General features: G+C 64.2%; 14 protein-coding genes. 13 read left to right on the top strand and 1 reads right to left on the bottom strand.

Going from position 1 to position 16,508, the window contains the following annotated elements; translation table 11 throughout:
- The first annotated feature begins 38 nt into the window (after window positions 1-38).
- Window positions 39-641 (top strand): ATP-dependent CLP protease proteolytic subunit ClpP1, encoded by a 603-nt coding sequence (clpP1, locus tag B586_RS13475; RefSeq protein ID WP_156166325.1) that lies wholly within the window; start codon window positions 39-41, stop codon window positions 639-641.
- Window positions 638-1,282: an ATP-dependent CLP protease proteolytic subunit ClpP2 gene (gene clpP2, locus B586_RS13470; protein WP_047315722.1), complete on the top strand. Its 645-nt coding sequence runs from the start codon at window positions 638-640 to the stop codon at window positions 1,280-1,282. Before clpP1 ends, clpP2 begins: the two co-directional genes overlap by 4 nt.
- Here clpP2 and mmuM read toward each other — a convergent pair.
- Window positions 1,279-2,184, bottom strand: a complete 906-nt coding sequence (mmuM, locus tag B586_RS13465) for a homocysteine S-methyltransferase (protein WP_156406892.1) — start codon at window positions 2,182-2,184, stop codon at window positions 1,279-1,281. The genes clpP2 and mmuM overlap by 4 nt on opposite strands.
- A gap of 297 nt (window positions 2,185-2,481) precedes the next feature.
- Between mmuM and clpX the strand changes: the two genes are divergently transcribed.
- The 11 genes from clpX to B586_RS13415 all read left to right on the top strand — a co-directional run bounded on the left by clpX (window position 2,482) and on the right by B586_RS13415 (window position 16,478).
- Window positions 2,482-3,762 (top strand): ATP-dependent Clp protease ATP-binding subunit ClpX, encoded by a 1,281-nt coding sequence (clpX, locus tag B586_RS13460; protein WP_047315720.1) that lies wholly within the window; start codon window positions 2,482-2,484, stop codon window positions 3,760-3,762.
- 400 nt (window positions 3,763-4,162) lie between these two features.
- Window positions 4,163-6,121 carry a 2-oxoacid:acceptor oxidoreductase subunit alpha gene (locus B586_RS13455; protein WP_156166336.1) on the top strand — a complete coding sequence of 653 codons (1,959 nt, stop codon included), beginning with the start codon at window positions 4,163-4,165 and terminating at the stop codon, window positions 6,119-6,121.
- Window positions 6,122-6,201: 80 nt separating this feature from the next.
- A complete protein-coding gene (locus B586_RS13450) occupies window positions 6,202-7,302 on the top strand; it encodes a 2-oxoacid:ferredoxin oxidoreductase subunit beta (protein ID WP_054879687.1) in 1,101 nt (366 codons plus the stop codon).
- Between the two features lie 13 nt (window positions 7,303-7,315).
- Window positions 7,316-7,909, top strand: coding sequence for a molybdenum cofactor guanylyltransferase (mobA, locus tag B586_RS13445; RefSeq protein ID WP_047315765.1), 594 nt, complete (start codon window positions 7,316-7,318; stop codon window positions 7,907-7,909).
- Window positions 7,910-8,933: 1,024 nt separating this feature from the next.
- Window positions 8,934-9,404, top strand: a complete 471-nt coding sequence (locus B586_RS13440; protein ID WP_047316949.1) for a transglycosylase family protein — start codon at window positions 8,934-8,936, stop codon at window positions 9,402-9,404.
- Between the two features lie 189 nt (window positions 9,405-9,593).
- A complete protein-coding gene (locus tag B586_RS13435) occupies window positions 9,594-10,850 on the top strand; it encodes a saccharopine dehydrogenase family protein (protein ID WP_047315024.1) in 1,257 nt (418 codons plus the stop codon).
- A 191-nt stretch (window positions 10,851-11,041) separates the two neighbouring features.
- Entirely contained in the window at window positions 11,042-11,185 is a 144-nt protein-coding gene (locus B586_RS20975; protein WP_156166323.1) for a hypothetical protein, read from the top strand.
- A gap of 146 nt (window positions 11,186-11,331) precedes the next feature.
- Complete coding sequence (locus B586_RS13430) at window positions 11,332-11,928, top strand: LysM peptidoglycan-binding domain-containing protein (RefSeq protein WP_047315025.1); 597 nt, start codon at window positions 11,332-11,334, stop codon at window positions 11,926-11,928.
- Between the two features lie 79 nt (window positions 11,929-12,007).
- On the top strand, window positions 12,008-14,668 hold the full coding sequence (locus B586_RS13425) for a valine--tRNA ligase (protein ID WP_054879688.1): 2,661 nt from the start codon (window positions 12,008-12,010) through the stop codon (window positions 14,666-14,668).
- Window positions 14,665-16,092 (top strand): bifunctional tetrahydrofolate synthase/dihydrofolate synthase, encoded by a 1,428-nt coding sequence (gene folC / locus B586_RS13420; protein WP_054879689.1) that lies wholly within the window; start codon window positions 14,665-14,667, stop codon window positions 16,090-16,092. The genes B586_RS13425 and folC overlap by 4 nt, the downstream gene beginning before the upstream one ends.
- Window positions 16,089-16,478 (top strand): DUF4233 domain-containing protein, encoded by a 390-nt coding sequence (locus B586_RS13415; RefSeq protein ID WP_047315028.1) that lies wholly within the window; start codon window positions 16,089-16,091, stop codon window positions 16,476-16,478. Before folC ends, B586_RS13415 begins: the two co-directional genes overlap by 4 nt.
- The last annotated feature ends 30 nt before the right edge of the window (window positions 16,479-16,508 follow it).

Genomic DNA, 16,508 nt, shown 5'->3' with positions numbered 1-16,508 from the left:
TCGGTGCATACAGAACTCCAGAAAGCAGGTATCCCACTGTGGGCCACGTGACTGACATGCGTTCAAACTCGCAGGGTCTCACCCTCACGGACTCGGTCTATGAGCGCTTGCTCTCCGAGCGCATCATCTTCCTGGGTTCGGAGGTGAACGACGACATCGCCAATCGGCTCTGCGCACAGATATTGCTGCTCGCCGCCGAAGACGCCTCCAAAGACATTTCCCTGTACATCAATTCCCCCGGCGGATCGATCAGCGCCGGGATGGCGATCTACGACACCATGGTGCTGGCGCCGTGTGACATCGCCACCTACGCGATGGGTATGGCCGCGTCGATGGGGGAGTTCTTGCTGGCGGCGGGAACGAAGGGCAAGCGTTACGCGCTGCCACACGCCCGCATCCTGATGCACCAGCCGCTGGGCGGGGTGACCGGCAGCGCGGCCGACATTGCCATTCAGGCCGAGCAGTTCGCTGTCATCAAAAAGGAGATGTTCCGGCTCAACGCCGAGTTCACCGGCCAGCCGATCGAGCGCATCGAGGCCGATTCTGACCGCGACCGCTGGTTCACCGCCCCGGAAGCCCTGGAATACGGTTTCGTCGACCACATCATTACCCGCGCCCACGTCAACGGAGAAGTGCAGTGAAATCCCAGAACCCTCAGATCCAACCTCAGGCGCGGTACATCCTGCCGTCGTTCATCGAGCACTCCAGCTTCGGCGTCAAGGAGTCCAACCCGTACAACAAGCTGTTTGAGGAACGCATCATCTTCCTCGGCGTCCAGGTCGACGACGCGTCGGCCAACGACATTATGGCGCAGCTGCTGGTGCTGGAGTCGTTGGATCCTGACCGCGACATCACCATGTACATCAACTCGCCGGGCGGCGGGTTCACCTCGCTGATGGCGATCTACGACACCATGCAGTACGTCCGCGCCGACATCCAGACGGTGTGTCTGGGTCAGGCCGCTTCGGCGGCGGCGGTGCTGCTGGCCGCCGGAACCCCAGGTAAGCGGATGGCGCTGCCCAACGCGCGCGTGCTGATCCACCAGCCGTCGCTGTCCGGTGTGATCCAAGGCCAGTTCTCCGATCTGGAGATCCAGGCTGCCGAGATCGAGCGGATGCGCACCCTGATGGAGACGACGCTGGCCCGCCACACCGGCAAGGATGCCGCGGTGATCCGTAAGGACACCGACAGGGACAAGATCCTGACCGCCGAAGAGGCCAAGGACTACGGGATCATCGACACCGTGTTGGAGTACCGGAAGCTCTCGGCGCAGACCGCCTAACGGCTCGCCAGCACCGTCGTCAGTTCGGCGATATCGGCCGGCCGCACCCGGCAGCATCCGCCGACGATGCGCGCCCCCGCCGCCATCCACTGCAGGGCTAGCTCCGTAGAAAACCGCCGCGGACCGACCCAGGCCCGGCGCAGGCCGTCCCAGCGTTCCCCGCTGTTCGGATAGACGATTACCGGCTTGCCGATCTTGGCGATGCGGATGGCCGCCAGCACATCGTCGGGTGCGCAGCAATTGACGCCGACCGCGACAATCTCGGGGACGCCGGCGGCCACCGCGAACGCCTCGGCAAGCGGTTGTCCGGCGCGGGTCCGGGGCCCGTCGGGGGTCCCATTGATGGTGTAGCTGAGCCACGCCGGCACGCCGGCCGAGCGCACCAGGTTGACCAACGCTTCGGCCTCGTCGATGTCGGGAACGGTTTCTAGGGCAAGTACATCCGCGCCGGCCTCGGCCAGTACCTCTAGCCGCGGGCGATGCCACTGGGCCAGAGCCGCGACGGACAGGCCGTAGCGTCCGCGATATTCTGACCCGTCGGCCAGCGCCGCGCCGTACGGTCCGACCGAGGCGGCCACGCTCAAGCCATCCGCGTGACCACCCGCGCCGATCTCGTCACGCGCGGCGTTGGCGAGTTCGACGCTGCGGCGCAGCAGCCTGATCGCCTCATCGTGGCCGATCCCGCGTGCTGCAAAGCCTTCGAACGATGCCTGATAGCTCGCGGTCGTCGCGATCGTCGCGCCGGCGCGAAAGTACGCGACGTGCACCGCGACGATCTCCTGCGGGGCGTCCATCAGCAGTCTCGCCGACCATAACGGGTCGGATAGATCGTTTCCGCGCGCTTCGAGTTCGGTGGCCAGCCCACCGTCGTTGATCAGCACGGATTCGCTGTGAACAGCCAGTCCCACCAGGTCACTGTAAGGTGATTACCCGAAGGTTCGGCAGCTCAGGGGCTTCGGTCACGTAACGACCGCGACACGCCAGAGACACGGATTGCGCGTCTCGACGAGTGGCGGGCGGAGTCGGGCTATATGTTTCATGTCAGACGGATAGGCATGAACGTCCCACGAACACCCGCGAATATCAACGACGCGATTCGGCGCTAACGGTCGCGTCGGGCCCGAACAAGCGGGTAGCGTCGGGGAATACACGCGGCATAGCAAGACGAACGGCGAACAGGAAGTAGGCACTGACGCACCATGGCGCGCATCGGAGACGGCGGTGACTTGCTGAAATGCTCGTTCTGCGGGAAGAGTCAGAAACAGGTCAAGAAACTCATTGCGGGTCCCGGGGTGTACATCTGCGATGAATGTATTGACCTGTGCAACGAGATCATCGAAGAGGAACTGGCCGACGCCGACGAGGTAAAACTCGACGAACTGCCCAAGCCCGTTGAGATTCGGGAGTTCCTCGAGGGCTATGTCATCGGGCAGGACACCGCCAAGCGGACACTGGCCGTTGCGGTCTACAACCACTACAAGCGGATCCAAGCCGGCGAGAAGGGTCGCGACTCGAGGTGCGAACCGGTCGAGCTGACTAAATCCAACATCTTGATGCTGGGACCTACCGGTTGCGGCAAGACCTACCTGGCCCAGACGCTAGCCAAGATGCTCAACGTGCCGTTCGCCATCGCCGACGCCACCGCGCTGACCGAGGCCGGTTATGTCGGTGAGGACGTCGAGAACATCCTGCTCAAACTTATCCAAGCCGCCGACTACGACGTCAAGCGCGCCGAGACCGGCATCATCTATATCGACGAGGTCGACAAGATCGCCCGCAAGAGCGAGAACCCGTCCATCACCCGCGACGTCTCCGGCGAGGGAGTTCAGCAGGCCCTGTTGAAAATCCTGGAAGGCACTCAGGCGTCGGTGCCTCCGCAGGGTGGCCGCAAACACCCGCACCAAGAGTTCATCCAGATCGATACCACCAATGTGCTGTTCATCGTCGCCGGTGCCTTCGCCGGGTTGGAGAAGATCATCTACGAGCGGGTCGGCAAGCGTGGCTTGGGCTTTGGCGCCGAAGTCCGCTCCAAGGCCGAAATCGACACCACCGATCACTTTGCCGACGTGATGCCCGAAGATCTGATCAAGTTCGGCTTGATCCCTGAGTTCATCGGGCGGCTCCCGGTGATCGCCTCGGTCACCAATCTCGACATGGAGTCGTTGGTCAAGATCCTGTCCGAGCCGAAGAACGCTTTGGTCAAGCAGTACACCCGGCTCTTCGAAATGGACGGCGTGGAGCTGGAATTCACCGACGACGCGCTGGAAGCGATCGCCGACCAAGCGATCCACCGCGGCACCGGCGCTCGTGGCCTGCGGGCCATCATGGAAGAAGTCCTGCTACCCGTGATGTATGACATACCCAGCCGCGACGACGTCGCCAAAGTGGTGGTGACCAAGGAGACCGTGCAGGACAACGTGTTGCCGACGATCGTGCCGCGCAAGCCGTCGCGCACTGAGCGCCGCGACAAGAGTGCCTAGCCCTGCGACGATGCCGGCCGGAAAGGCCGGCTGAGGAGCCGGGCAATTCCGTTCGAGCCCTGCGACGAGAACGCTCAGGCCGGCCGGGACGTCGGGATCGGCACCAGAAAATGAACGTGTTCACCGGGTGGAGTTGCTCGGATGTGGGCCTGTGCCCGGCAGACGTGACTAATACCACAGTTTCGTACGTTCGCCCCAGCTATCCCTCACTGACGTGGTCTTTTGACGGCGAACTCGCCGCCTGTCCGGGGTCCACGACGGGCGTATGCCTCATGAAGCAGTGCCATAATTGGCACCGCCAGTGACATAGAGCGCGAGCGCGGGGGAGTCACTCCGACGGCGCGTAACCTGAAGCTGCAGCGCGGAGTGCCTGTCCGGAGAACAGATGGAAGGCGGAGACGTGGATCCGAATGGCAGCGGCGCCGGGTCAGAGTCTCATACTGGGGCTGCTGCTGATACCGGGCCCAACCGACGACGCCTGGAAAGGGTTGTTATCCGTTTCGCCGGGGATTCCGGCGACGGTATGCAGCTGACCGGCGACCGGTTTACCTCGGAGGCGGCGCTTTTCGGCAACGACCTGGCTACCCAGCCGAACTACCCCGCCGAGATTCGCGCACCAGCAGGCACCCTGCCCGGCGTCTCCTCTTTCCAGATTCAAATCGCCGACTACGACATCTTGACCGCCGGCGACCGACCGGACGTGCTTGTCGCGATGAATCCGGCAGCGCTGAAGGCCAACCTTGGCGATCTGCCGCGTGGCGGAATGGTGATCGCGAACTCTGACGAGTTCACCAAGCGCAACCTGATGAAGGTGGGCTACGTAACCAACCCACTGGAGTCCGATGAGCTGGAGGAATACGTCGTTCACGCCGTCCCGATGACCACCCTGACCCTCGGGGCAGTCGAAGTGATCGGCGCGTCCAAGAAAGACGGGCAGCGCGCCAAGAACATGTTTGCGCTGGGGTTGTTGTCGTGGATGTACGGGCGGCCGATCCTGACCAGCGAAACTTTCATTAGGGAGAAGTTCGCGCGCAAGCCCGATGTCGCGGAGGCCAACGTCCTCGCGCTGAAGGCGGGCTGGAACTACGGCGAAACCACCGAGGCTTTCGGCACCACGTTCGAGGTGCCCCCAGCGACGCTGCCGGCCGGCGAATACCGGCAGATCTCAGGCAACACCGCGCTAGCCTACGGCATCGTCGCAGCCGGCCAGCTTGCCAACGTTCCGGTCGTGCTCGGCAGCTATCCGATTACACCGGCATCGGACATCCTGCACGAGCTGTCCAAGCACAAGAATTTCAACGTGATCACGTTTCAAGCGGAAGACGAGATCGGCGGTATCTGCGCCGCACTGGGCGCCGCTTACGGCGGTGCGCTGGGAGTCACGAGCACATCGGGCCCAGGCCTTTCGCTGAAGACCGAGGCGCTAGGCCTCGGTGTGATGACCGAACTGCCGCTGTTGGTTATCGACGTGCAGCGGGGCGGACCCTCGACTGGTCTGCCGACCAAGACCGAGCAGGCTGACCTGCTGCAGGCGTTGTATGGCCGCAATGGGGAATCACCGGTGGCGGTGCTGGCACCGCGGTCTCCGTCGGATTGCTTTGAGACTGCCCTCGAAGCGGTGCGCATCGCGGTGTCGTATCACACGCCAGTAATCGTGTTGTCCGACGGCGCCATCGCCAATGGCTCGGAGCCGTGGCGAATCCCGGACGTCAGCGCGTTGGCGCCCATCGAGCACACCTTCGCCAAACCCGACGAGCCCTTCCAGCCCTATGCTCGTGACCCGGAAACACTGGCTCGACAATTCGCAGTCCCGGGCACCCCCGGTCTGGAACACCGCATCGGTGGGTTGGAAGCGGCGAATGGCACCGGCAACATTTCCTACGAGCCGGTCAACCATGACCTCATGGTCAGGTTGCGCCAGGCCAAGATCGACGGCATCCGGGTTCCCGATCTAGAGGTCGACGATCCGACTTCAGATGCCGAGCTGCTGCTGATTGGGTGGGGCAGTTCGTACGGCCCGATCGGTGAAGCCTGCCGACGCGCCCGGCGCAAGGGCATCAAGGTCGCGCATGCCCACCTGCGGTACCTGCGCCCATTCCCGGCCAACCTGGGCGACGTGCTGCGGCGTTACCCGATGGTGGTGGCACCGGAGATGAACCTGGGTCAGCTGGCGATGGTGCTGCGCGGCAAGTATTTGGTCGACGTGCAGTCGGTCACCAAGGTGCAGGGTGTTTCGTTCCTGGCCGACGAGGTGGGCCGCGTTATCCGTGCCGCGCTGGGCGGCACACTGGCTGAGATCGAGCAAGATAAGACGATGGTCGCCAGATTGGCGGCGGCCACGGTTGGAGCGGGAGTCTAATGCATGGTTGGCATGACCCGCGCCGCGACGATGCGACGATGCGGCGATGCCGAGCGAAGCGATGAGGAGGAGCGGCGCTCATGACTAGCGCGATCGGCAATCTGGCGGGCACCGACCTCGGAGTGACTCCGACGTCGACGAAACATGCTTGTGTGCCCACTGTGTCTCCCGGGGAACAGCCGCAGAAGTCCAAGGACTTTACTAGCGACCAGGAGGTCCGCTGGTGCCCGGGCTGTGGCGACTACGTCATCCTCAACACCATCCGCAACTTTCTGCCCGAATTGGGGCTGCGCCGCGAGAACATCGTGTTCATCAGCGGCATCGGATGCTCTAGCCGGTTCCCGTACTACCTGGAGACCTATGGGTTCCACTCGATCCACGGCCGCGCGCCGGCGATCGCGACCGGTCTGGCGTTGGCTCGCGAAGATCTGTCGGTGTGGGTGGTCACCGGTGACGGTGACGCGTTGTCGATCGGCGGCAACCACCTGATCCACGCGCTGCGCCGCAACATCAACATGACAATTCTGTTATTCAACAACCGGATTTACGGGTTAACCAAAGGCCAGTATTCGCCGACGTCAGAGGTTGGCAAGGTCACCAAATCGACCCCGATGGGCTCGTTGGATTACCCGTTCAACCCGGTGTCGTTGGCGCTGGGCGCCGAGTCGACCTTCGTCGGCCGCGCGCTGGACTCGGACCGCAACGGGCTCACTGAGGTGCTGCGCGCCGCGGCTCAGCACCGTGGCGCTGCCCTGGTCGAGATCCTGCAGGATTGCCCCATCTTCAACGACGGCTCGTTTGACGCACTGCGCAAAGAGGGCGCCGAAGAGCGGGTGATCAATGTCCGGCACGGCGAGCCGATCGTGTTTGGCGCCAACGGCGAATACTGCGTAGTGAAGTCCGGCTTTTCCCTCGACGTGGCTAAGACCGCCGACGTCGCTGTCGAGGAGATCGTCGTGCATGACGCATATACCGACGACGCAGCCTATGCGTTTGCGCTATCGCGGCTATCCGATCAGAACCTCGACCACACCGTGCTGGGCATCTTCCGCCAGATCAGCCGGCCAACTTACGATGACGCGGCCCGCTCTCAGGTCCGTGCCGCCCAGAGCTCGACTGCGTCCGATAGGGCCGCACTGCAATCGTTGGTGCGTGGGCGCGACACCTGGACCGTCGACTGACGTGGCTGAGCCAATGCTCGACGCGGTGTCGCTGGCCGGTGTCGTTCTCGCTGGGGGCGAATCGCGGCGTATGGGCCGTGACAAGGCCAGCTTGGCGGTGCCTGGGGGAGCCACCACGATGGTTGAGCACGTCCTTGGCATTGTTGTCCAGCGCTGCGAACCGGTTTTCGTGATGGCCGCCCCAGGACAACCGTTGCCTGCGCTGCAGGCCCGCATCATGCGCGACGAGGTGCGCGGGCTGGGGCCGTTGCCGGCGACCGGGCGGGCATTGCGGGTGGCGGCAGAGGCGGGTGCTCGGCTTGCGTTCGTCTGCGCCGTCGACATGCCGCTTCTCTCCGTCGAATTGATCGATCACCTCGTCCGCCGGGCCCGCGAGACTGCCGCCGAGGTCGTGTTGCCGTGGGACGGCCAGGACCACTACCTCTCCGCGGTGTACCGGACGGATCTGGCCGACCGAGCTGATGCGTTGGTGGCCGCCGGTGAGCGCACGATGCGCGCATTGGTCGACGCGTCGGACACGCAGCGGATCGTGATGTCGGACTCGCGGCCGTTGACGAACGTCAATACGGCCGCTGATTTGCGCGCATTAACGCAGTTCGGATTCTGAGTCGGCTATTCCGTAATTTTTCGCTCCAAATTCCTTGTCGAATCACAGAGTAATTTGCCCGGTTGTCTGGCGAGAAAGTTCTCTTTAATCGAGACGGTGACGTGTCATATTCGCGTGAGCTGACTCGGAGTAGATCCATCTGGGCGGCCTGGACGCATACCGTATTGTGTTGGAACAGCGTTGTTTTGAGTCATCCGGCGCGTTGGATTCAATCAGATGTGGCATTGCCTGCGCCCAGAGAGTTTTGTGGCGAATTTGTTTACCCAAAATCGCAGATCAGATCCTTGCCCGATCGGATCGCGCCTGGCCGGGCGGGGCGCTGCGCGGCCATTGATGTCCACAAGCATTGGTAGCTGATAGAAATTGTTGTCGATGTGAAGTAATTGTATCGCGCCGATCCCGGATAGCGTGCGATGTCGCTTTCCTGCTCATGGAGATCGTCGAATAATGTTGTAGCGCTTGCTGTTTAGATTTGTAGGCGGGAATTGTTGGCCCGGCTCGGGCGCGGTGGGGTTGAATCCGGCGAACCTCGCTATCGCCCCACATCTCTCATGGTCGCGCGGTGTAGGCCGAACTGGCTGTGTCACTTTCGGCCCAATTCGTGTCCCAGCCCACAGTATTTGCGTGATTTGGCTCACGAGTACATCTTGGTGGCGAAGTATTGGCGCCAGTTGAAAACCGATGGCTGACCTGCAGAGATAGTTCTGCGATTGCGCCGTGATCGGGTCGTTATAGGACCGAGATATGCGTTTTGTTGAAGATGACGAATGCAATCTGGTCTCGTACTGTGCTCAACGCGGCCCGATATGGGCCCATAAAAAATAATCCACGGACCCGCGTGTGAGCGGGGCTGAGGACGGCGACAGTCGCTCCGAAGCCGGTGGTAGCAGCCGCCGGACAACTCAGGCCCCGCTGTCGTGTCAGAGCAGACGACACGTCCCAAAGCAGCAATCCCGCATGGACAAAACACCCCAACCCACAACCGTGGGCTGGCTTTGGTGCGCGCACCGCGAAAGGAACAGTCTTGAAGAACGTCCGCAAGATGCTCATCGTCGCCGCCGTCACGGGGGCGCTCGTGACTGTGTCATCCGCCGCTACCGCCAACGCGGATGTGGTGGGCATGGACCCGAACTTGGGGCCGGCCGGGCCCGCCCTGGACGTGCCGCCGCCCCCGCCGCTTCCGGCGCCCGACGTGCCGCCGCCCCCGGCGCCGGTGGGTTTTGATCCGGCGCCGCCCCCGCCGCCTCCGGTGCCGATCAAGGCATACAGCGTGAACTGGGATGCGATCGCGCAGTGTGAGTCCGGTGGCAACTGGTCGATCAACACCGGTAACGGCTACTCCGGCGGCTTGCAGTTCAGCCCCAGCACCTGGCGAGCCAATGGTGGCTCCGGATCGGCGAACAACGCGAGCCGCGAGGAGCAGATCCGGGTGGCCGAGAATGTGCTGCGCTCCCAGGGCATCGGCGCCTGGCCGGTCTGTGGCCGGCGCGGCTGACAAACTACCTGAACTGACTGCCCAGGAACGGACCGCTGTCGCACGCCAACAATGCCGGACCTTCGGGGCCCAGGCCCGCGATACCCTGAGACGGCCGGTACGCAGTGGGGCACCTGGGCTGTCTTCCTTCCCGATACGCGCCCGACACGCGCGGGGAGCAGCTGAGGTGTCGAGAGTAGCGTCGGGCCGATGACCGCAACCCAGCGCGAATTCGACATCGTCATATATGGAGCCACAGGCTTCGTCGGGAAGCTGACTGCCGAATATCTAGCCCGGGCCGGTGGGGATGCCCGCATTGCACTGGCCGGCCGCTCAACGGAACGGCTGCGGGCCGTTCGCGACATCCTGGGGGAATCCGCGCAGTCCTGGCCGGTTCTGGCCGCCGATACGGCATCGCCATCGACCCTGAATGAGATGGCTGCCCGGACCCGAGTCGTCGTCACTACGGTTGGGCCCTACACCCGCTACGGGCTTCCGTTAGTGGCTGCCTGCGCTGGTGCCGGTACTGATTATGCCGACCTGAGCGGGGAGCCACCATTCATCCGCAACAGCATCGACCTTTATCACCAGCAGGCCGTCGACACCGGCGCCCGCATCGTCCACGCCTGCGGATTCGACTCGGTGCCATCGGATCTGACCGTCTACGCCCTGTATCGCACGGCTACCGAGGACGGTGCCGGTGAGCTGGTCGGCACCGATTTCGTGGTGCGTGCCGTGGCCGGCGGGCTCTCCGGCGGCACCATCGCGTCGCTGCTGGAAGTGCTGCACACCGTCTCCAGTGATCCCGACATGCGTCGCCAATTCGCGGATCCATACACGCTGAGCACCGACCGCGGTGCCGAGCCCGAACTCGGCCCGCAACCCGATTTGCCGTGGCGTCGTGGCCGTCAGATTGCGCCGGAACTGGCCGGTCTGTGGACGGCCGGATTTATGATGGCGCCGACGAACACGCGGATCGTGCGGCGCAGCAACGCGTTATTGGGCTGGGCGTATGGCAGACGGTTCCGCTATAGCGAAAGCATGAGCCTAGGCTCGTCGACCGTGGCGCCGGTGGCGTCGGCCATCGTCAGCGGGGTCGGCAACGTGATGTCCGGACTGGGCAGCCGCTACTTCCGGCTACTGCCGCGTGGGCTGGTGGAGCGAGTCGTTCCCAAACCCGGCACCGGCCCAAGTGCGGCGACTCGGGAGCGCGGCTTCTATCGGATCGAGACATACACCACCACGACAACCGGTGCCCGGTACGTGGCGCGCATGGCGCAGGACGGCGACCCCGGTTACCAGGCGACGTCGGTGCTGCTCGGGGAGTGCGGTCTGGCGCTGGCATTCGACCGTGACAAGCTCACCGGCCTGCGGGGCGTGCTTACGCCCGCGGCCGCGATGGGTGATGCGTTGTTGGCACGGTTCCCCGCCGCGGGTGTGTCGCTGCAGACCGAGCGATTGAACTGAGACCGGCCGCGAGGCGACGGTAAGCCGCATCGACCACGGCTGCGGATTCGGTTCCTTCCCTTCAGATCTGACTGTGCACTCGCGATTTCGGCGGCGGCAACGGCGTTGCTGAGGGGTATCGCCGGAGATCGGATCGGGCTAGTGTCGTAATCGACTTGGCTATATATCTAGCAATGAAGGTGGACACACCGATGGCCGGTCTTGATGGTCTCTACGCCCAGATTCCCGCATCGGAAATCGCAGCCAAGCTCGGCGCCAATAACGTCGGCGCGGTCCACATGCTGGTGCCGGTGTTGCTCAGCGGGCTGCAGCACAACTCGCAAGACAAGAAGTAGCCCAACACAGCCAGCTGCTGGGTGGTTTCGGTTGCGTCGATAGGGGAAATGCCCAGGTCGAACCATGATCTGCAGGCGCCCGGCCATCGGGCACCGGCAATGATGTCCGGCACCAGCCGACCGGACTGGTAACGAGAGGGAATGTCATGTTAGACACGCTCATCGAAGGACAGCAGCTAGTGCGCGGGGAATCGCTTGCCTCGCACAATGGCGCCTATACCCTGACCCTGCAGGACGACGGCAACCTGGTGCTGGCCTCCCGTGGCCAGGCCCTGTGGTCGACGTCGACTACCGGCCAGAATGTGGTGCGCGCCGAAGTGCAGCGTGACGGCAACTTCGTCCTGTACACGGCGGACAAACCGGTGTGGGACACCCACACCAAGGGCAAGAAGGACGTCAAGCTCGTGCTTCAAGATGATCGCAACCTGGTGCTTTACGCCGCTGATGGGCCGGCCTGGTCGACGCACACCGAGACCGAGAATCCACCGCCAGCAGCGGCTGAGCCCACTGCCGCGGAGCAGTCGAGCGCCGACGAGCCCATGGCGCAGCCAGTTTGTGACGCTATTTCCGAGCCGGCGCCGAAACCGGCCGCCCGGACGTACACCGTCGTGTCCGGGGACACCCTGTCGGCCATCGCGGAACGCTTCTACGGCGACGGCAGCAAATACGGTGTGATCGCCGATGCCAACGGCGTGCCCAACCCTGATCTCATCTACCCTGGCCAGGTCCTCACCATTCCGTAATCGCAGACCCAACGCAGACCCATCACCTGCGACTTCGGGCGCTTTCGCGCGCGCTAATCGGGCTCCCTAGAATTGACCGGTGACCGCCAGCCCGAGGCCCTCCGCTGACCCGCTGCCCAAGTCGTGGGACCCAGGCGCGATGGAGAGCGTGATCTACCAGAAGTGGCTGAACGCCGGCTACTTCGCCGCGGATCCCACCAGCACAAAACCCGGGTATTCGATCGTGCTTCCGCCGCCGAACGTGACCGGCAGCTTGCACATGGGCCACGCGCTGGAACACACCATGATGGACGCGTTGACCCGCCGCAAACGGATGCAGGGCTACGAGGTGCTGTGGCAGCCGGGCATGGACCACGCGGGCATCGCGACTCAAAGCGTGGTGGAAAAGCAGCTTGCGGTCGACGGCAAGACCAAGGAGGACTTCGGTCGGGAGCTGTTCGTCGACAAAGTGTGGGACTGGAAGCGTGAATCCGGCGGTGCCATCGCCGGCCAGATGCGCCGGCTCGGCGACGGGGTGGACTGGAACCGCGACCGGTTCACCATGGACGACGGCTTGTCGCGGGCGGTGCGGACGATCTTCAAGCGGCTCTACGACGCCGGGCTGATTTATCAAGCCGAGCGGCTGGTCAACTGGTCGCCGGTACTTCGGACAGCGATCTCCGACATCGAGGTCATATACGACGAGATCGAGGGCGAGCTGGTCTCGCTCCGTTACGGGTCACTCGACGATGACGAGCCACACATCGTGGTCGCCACCACCCGGGTCGAGACCATGCTCGGCGACACCGCCATCGCCGTGCATCCCGATGACAAGCGCTACCGGAGTCTGGTCGGGACGACGCTGCCGCACCCGTTCGTCGACCGCGAACTCGTAATCGTCGCCGATGAGCACGTCGACCCCGAATTCGGCACCGGCGCAGTCAAAGTCACACCCGCCCATGATCCCAACGACTTCGAAATCGGATTGCGGCACAACCTGCCGATGCCGAACATCATGGACGTCAAGGCCTGTATCGCTGACACCGGAACCGAATTCGACGGCATGGATCGATTCGAGGCCCGCATCGCGGTGCGCGAAGCGCTGGCGGCGCAGGGCCGCATCGTCGAGGAGAAACGACCCTACCTGCACAGCGTGGGGCATTCAGAGCGCAGCGGCGAAGTCATCGAGCCACGCTTGTCGCTGCAATGGTGGGTCAGGGTGGAATCGCTGGCCAAGGCCGCCGGCGACGCGGTGCGTAACGGGGACACCGTGATTCACCCCGCCAGCATGGAACCGCGCTGGTTCTCCTGGGTTGACGACATGCGCGACTGGTGCATCTCGCGGCAGCTGTGGTGGGGGCATCGCATCCCGATCTGGTACGGGCCCAACGGCGAACAGGTGTGCGTGGGTCCCGATGAAGCACCCCCTGAGGGGTGGGAGCAAGACCCTGACGTGCTGGACACCTGGTTCTCGTCCGGGCTGTGGCCGTTTTCCACGCTGGGCTGGCCGGAAAAGACTCCGGAGCTGGAAAAGTTCTATCCGACAAGTGTTCTCGTCACCGGCTACGACATTCTGTTCTTTTGGGTCGCGCGGATGATGATGTTCGGCACCTTCGTCGGCGGGGACGACGCCATCACGGTAGGCGGTCGCCGCGGCCCGCAGGTGCCGTTCACCGACGTCTTCTTGCACGGGCTGATCCGTGACGAATTCGGCCGCAAGATGAGCAAGTCCCGGGGCAACGTCATCGACCCGCTGGACTGGATGGAGATGTTCGGAGCTGACGCGCTGCGCTTCACGCTGGCACGCGGCTCTAGCCCCGGTGGTGATCTGGCCATCGGCGAGGATCATGTCCGCGCGTCGCGCAACTTCGGCACCAAGCTGTTCAACGCCACCCGGTATGCACTGCTCAACGGTGCTGCACTGGCGCCCTTGCCCGCGCTGACAGCGCTGACTGATGCCGATCGCTGGATTCTTGGACGGCTGGAACAGGTTCGCGCCGAAGTTGATTCAGCCTTTGACAGCTACGAGTTCAGTCGCGCCTGCGAGGCGCTCTACCACTTTGCGTGGGACGAGTTCTGTGACTGGTATGTCGAATTGGCTAAGGCGCAGCTTGCCGATGGGCTCACGCACACCACAGCAGTGCTGGCTGCGGCGCTCGATACGCTGCTGCGGATGCTGCACCCGGTGATGCCGTTCATTACTGAAACGCTCTGGCAGGCGCTGACCCAACGAGAGTCACTGGTGATCGCCGACTGGCCGGAGCCTTCCGGCATCAGCCTGGACCCGGTTGCCGCGCAGCGGATTAGCGATATGCAGAAGCTGGTGACCGAGATCCGCCGGTTCCGCAGTGATCAGGGTCTGGCCGATCGACAGAAGGTGCCGGCTCGGTTGTCCGGTGTCGACGACGCCGATCTGAGCACCCAGATGGCCGCCGTGACATCGCTAGCGTGGCTCACCATACCGGGTCCCGAGTTCCGCCCGTCCGTGTCCTTGGAGGTTCGGCTGGGCCCCAACGTGAACCGTACGGTCGTCGTCGAACTCGACACGTCGGGCTCCATCGATGTGGCCGCCGAACGCCGCCGCCTCGAAAAAGACTTGGCCGCAGCGCAAAAGGACCTGGAATCGACGGCCGCCAAACTGGCCAATACGGACTTCTTGGCCAAGGCTCCCCAACACGTCGTCGGCAAGATCCGTGACCGTCAGCGCGTGGCCCAGGAGGAAACCGATCGGATCATGGCCAGGCTGGCCGCACTGCAATGACCTTCGAGCCCATCGACGCGGCCCCCACACCAGACGAGATCGCGTCCCTGTTGCAGGTCGAACACCTGCTGGACCAGCGCTGGCCAGAGACCCGTATCGAACCGAGCCTGACCCGGATCAGCGCGTTAATGGATTTGCTCGGCTCACCGCAACTCAGCTACCCGTCGATACACATCGCCGGCACCAACGGGAAAACCTCGGTGACGAGGATGGTCGACGCGCTGCTGACCGCGCTGCACCAGCGCACTGGCCGCTTCACCAGCCCGCACCTGCAGTCGGCGGTCGAACGCATCGCGATCGATGCAAAACCGATCAGCCCGGCGCAGTATGTGGCGACGTACCGCGAGATTGAACCGTTCGTGCAGATGATCGACGCGCAGTCGCAGTCCTCCGGGGGGCCGGCGCTGAGCAAGTTCGAGGTCGTCACCGCGATGGCGTTCGCGGCGTTCGCGGATACGCCCATCGACATCGCGGTGGTCGAGGTGGGCTTGGGCGGGCGATGGGATGCGACCAACGTGATTAATGCACCGGTCGCCGTCATCACCCCGGTCAGCATTGACCACGTCGAGTATCTCGGCAACGACGTCGCCGCGATCGCCCGCGAGAAGGCGGGCATCATCACGAAAGCCCCCGAGGGCGCGCCGGATACCGTCGCGGTCATCGGCCGCCAGGCGCCGGCCGCGATGGAGGTGCTGTTGGCCCAATCGGTACCCGCCAACGCGCAAGTCGCCCGGCAGGATTGCGAGTTCGCAGTCTTGGGCCGCCAGGTTGCAATCGGTGGGCAGGTGCTGCAGCTGCAGGGGCTTGGTGGGGTTTATGACGACATCTATCTGCCGCTGCATGGCGAACACCAGGCGCACAACGCGGTCCTGGCCCTTGCGGCGGTCGAGGCATTTTTCGGCGCTGGGGCGCAGCGCCAGCTCGATGTCGAGGCGGTGCGGGCCGGTTTCGCCGCCGTCATCAGCCCCGGCCGGTTGGAGCGCATGCGCAGCGCCCCCACGGTGTTCATCGACGCCGCCCATAATCCCGCCGGCGCGGGCGCGTTGGCGCGCACGCTGGTTGACGAATTCGACTTCCGAACCCTGGTCGGGGTGCTCAGCGTGCTGGCCGACAAGGACATCGACGGTATCCTGGCCGCGCTAGAGCCGGTGCTGGATTCCGTCATTGTGACCGACAACGGCTCGCCGCGGGCGCTGGATGTCGAGTCGCTGGCCTTGGCGGCGCGGGAGCGGTTCGGCCCCGACCGGGTGATCAGCGTGGCGAACCTGCGCGACGCCATCGACGCAGCGACCGCGCTGGTCGACGACGCCGCAGCCGATGAGGAAGCCGAGGGGTTCGGCGTCTCCGGCCGCGGGATCGTCATCACCGGCTCGGTGGTCACCGCCGGCGCCGCCCGGACCTTGTTTGGGCGCGACCCGCAATGACTGACAGCCCGGGGGAGCAAGGCCGCCAAATCCCCCCAAAGCCCCTGCCACCGGCCGACCCCTGGAAGAGCTTGGCCGCGGTGATGGCCGCGACGCTGCTGCTCGAGGCAATCGTGGTGCTGCTGGCGCTACCGGTGGTGGGCGCGGTCGGCGGCGGGCTGACGCCGGCTGCGCTGATCTATCTGCTTGGGCTGGCCGGGCTGTTGATCGTCCTGGCCGGACTGCAGCGCAGGGCTTGGGCGATCTGGGTGAACCTGGGTGTACAGGTGGTGGCGCTGGCCGGCTTCGCGGTGTATCCCGGTGTGGGATTCATCGGTGTGCTGTTCACCGTGGTGTGGGCGCTGATCGCCTATTTCCGCGCCGAGGTCCGCCGGCGCCAGAAATAACTCCGGTGCCGCCGTCGGACTGATCGGCGA

Source organism: Mycobacterium haemophilum DSM 44634, from assembly GCF_000340435.2.
In the GTDB taxonomy this organism is placed as follows: Bacteria; Actinomycetota; Actinomycetes; order Mycobacteriales; family Mycobacteriaceae; genus Mycobacterium; species Mycobacterium haemophilum.
This window is presented reverse-complemented; position numbering and strand designations above follow the sequence as displayed.

What these genes read in the sequence shown, in the direction of transcription:
- B586_RS13435 (WP_047315024.1), top strand. Translation starts at nt 9,594, where the DNA reads ATGACCGCAACCCAGCGCGAATTCGACATCGTCATATATGGAGCCACA.
- B586_RS20975 (WP_156166323.1), top strand. Translation starts at nt 11,042, where the DNA reads ATGGCCGGTCTTGATGGTCTCTACGCCCAGATTCCCGCATCGGAAATC.
- B586_RS13430 (WP_047315025.1), top strand. Translation starts at nt 11,332, where the DNA reads ATGTTAGACACGCTCATCGAAGGACAGCAGCTAGTGCGCGGGGAATCG.
- B586_RS13415 (WP_047315028.1), top strand. Translation starts at nt 16,089, where the DNA reads ATGACTGACAGCCCGGGGGAGCAAGGCCGCCAAATCCCCCCAAAGCCC.
- B586_RS13450 (WP_054879687.1), top strand. Translation starts at nt 6,202, where the DNA reads ATGACTAGCGCGATCGGCAATCTGGCGGGCACCGACCTCGGAGTGACT.
- folC (WP_054879689.1), top strand. Translation starts at nt 14,665, where the DNA reads ATGACCTTCGAGCCCATCGACGCGGCCCCCACACCAGACGAGATCGCG.
- mobA (WP_047315765.1), top strand. Translation starts at nt 7,316, where the DNA reads ATGCTCGACGCGGTGTCGCTGGCCGGTGTCGTTCTCGCTGGGGGCGAA.
- clpX (WP_047315720.1), top strand. Translation starts at nt 2,482, where the DNA reads ATGGCGCGCATCGGAGACGGCGGTGACTTGCTGAAATGCTCGTTCTGC.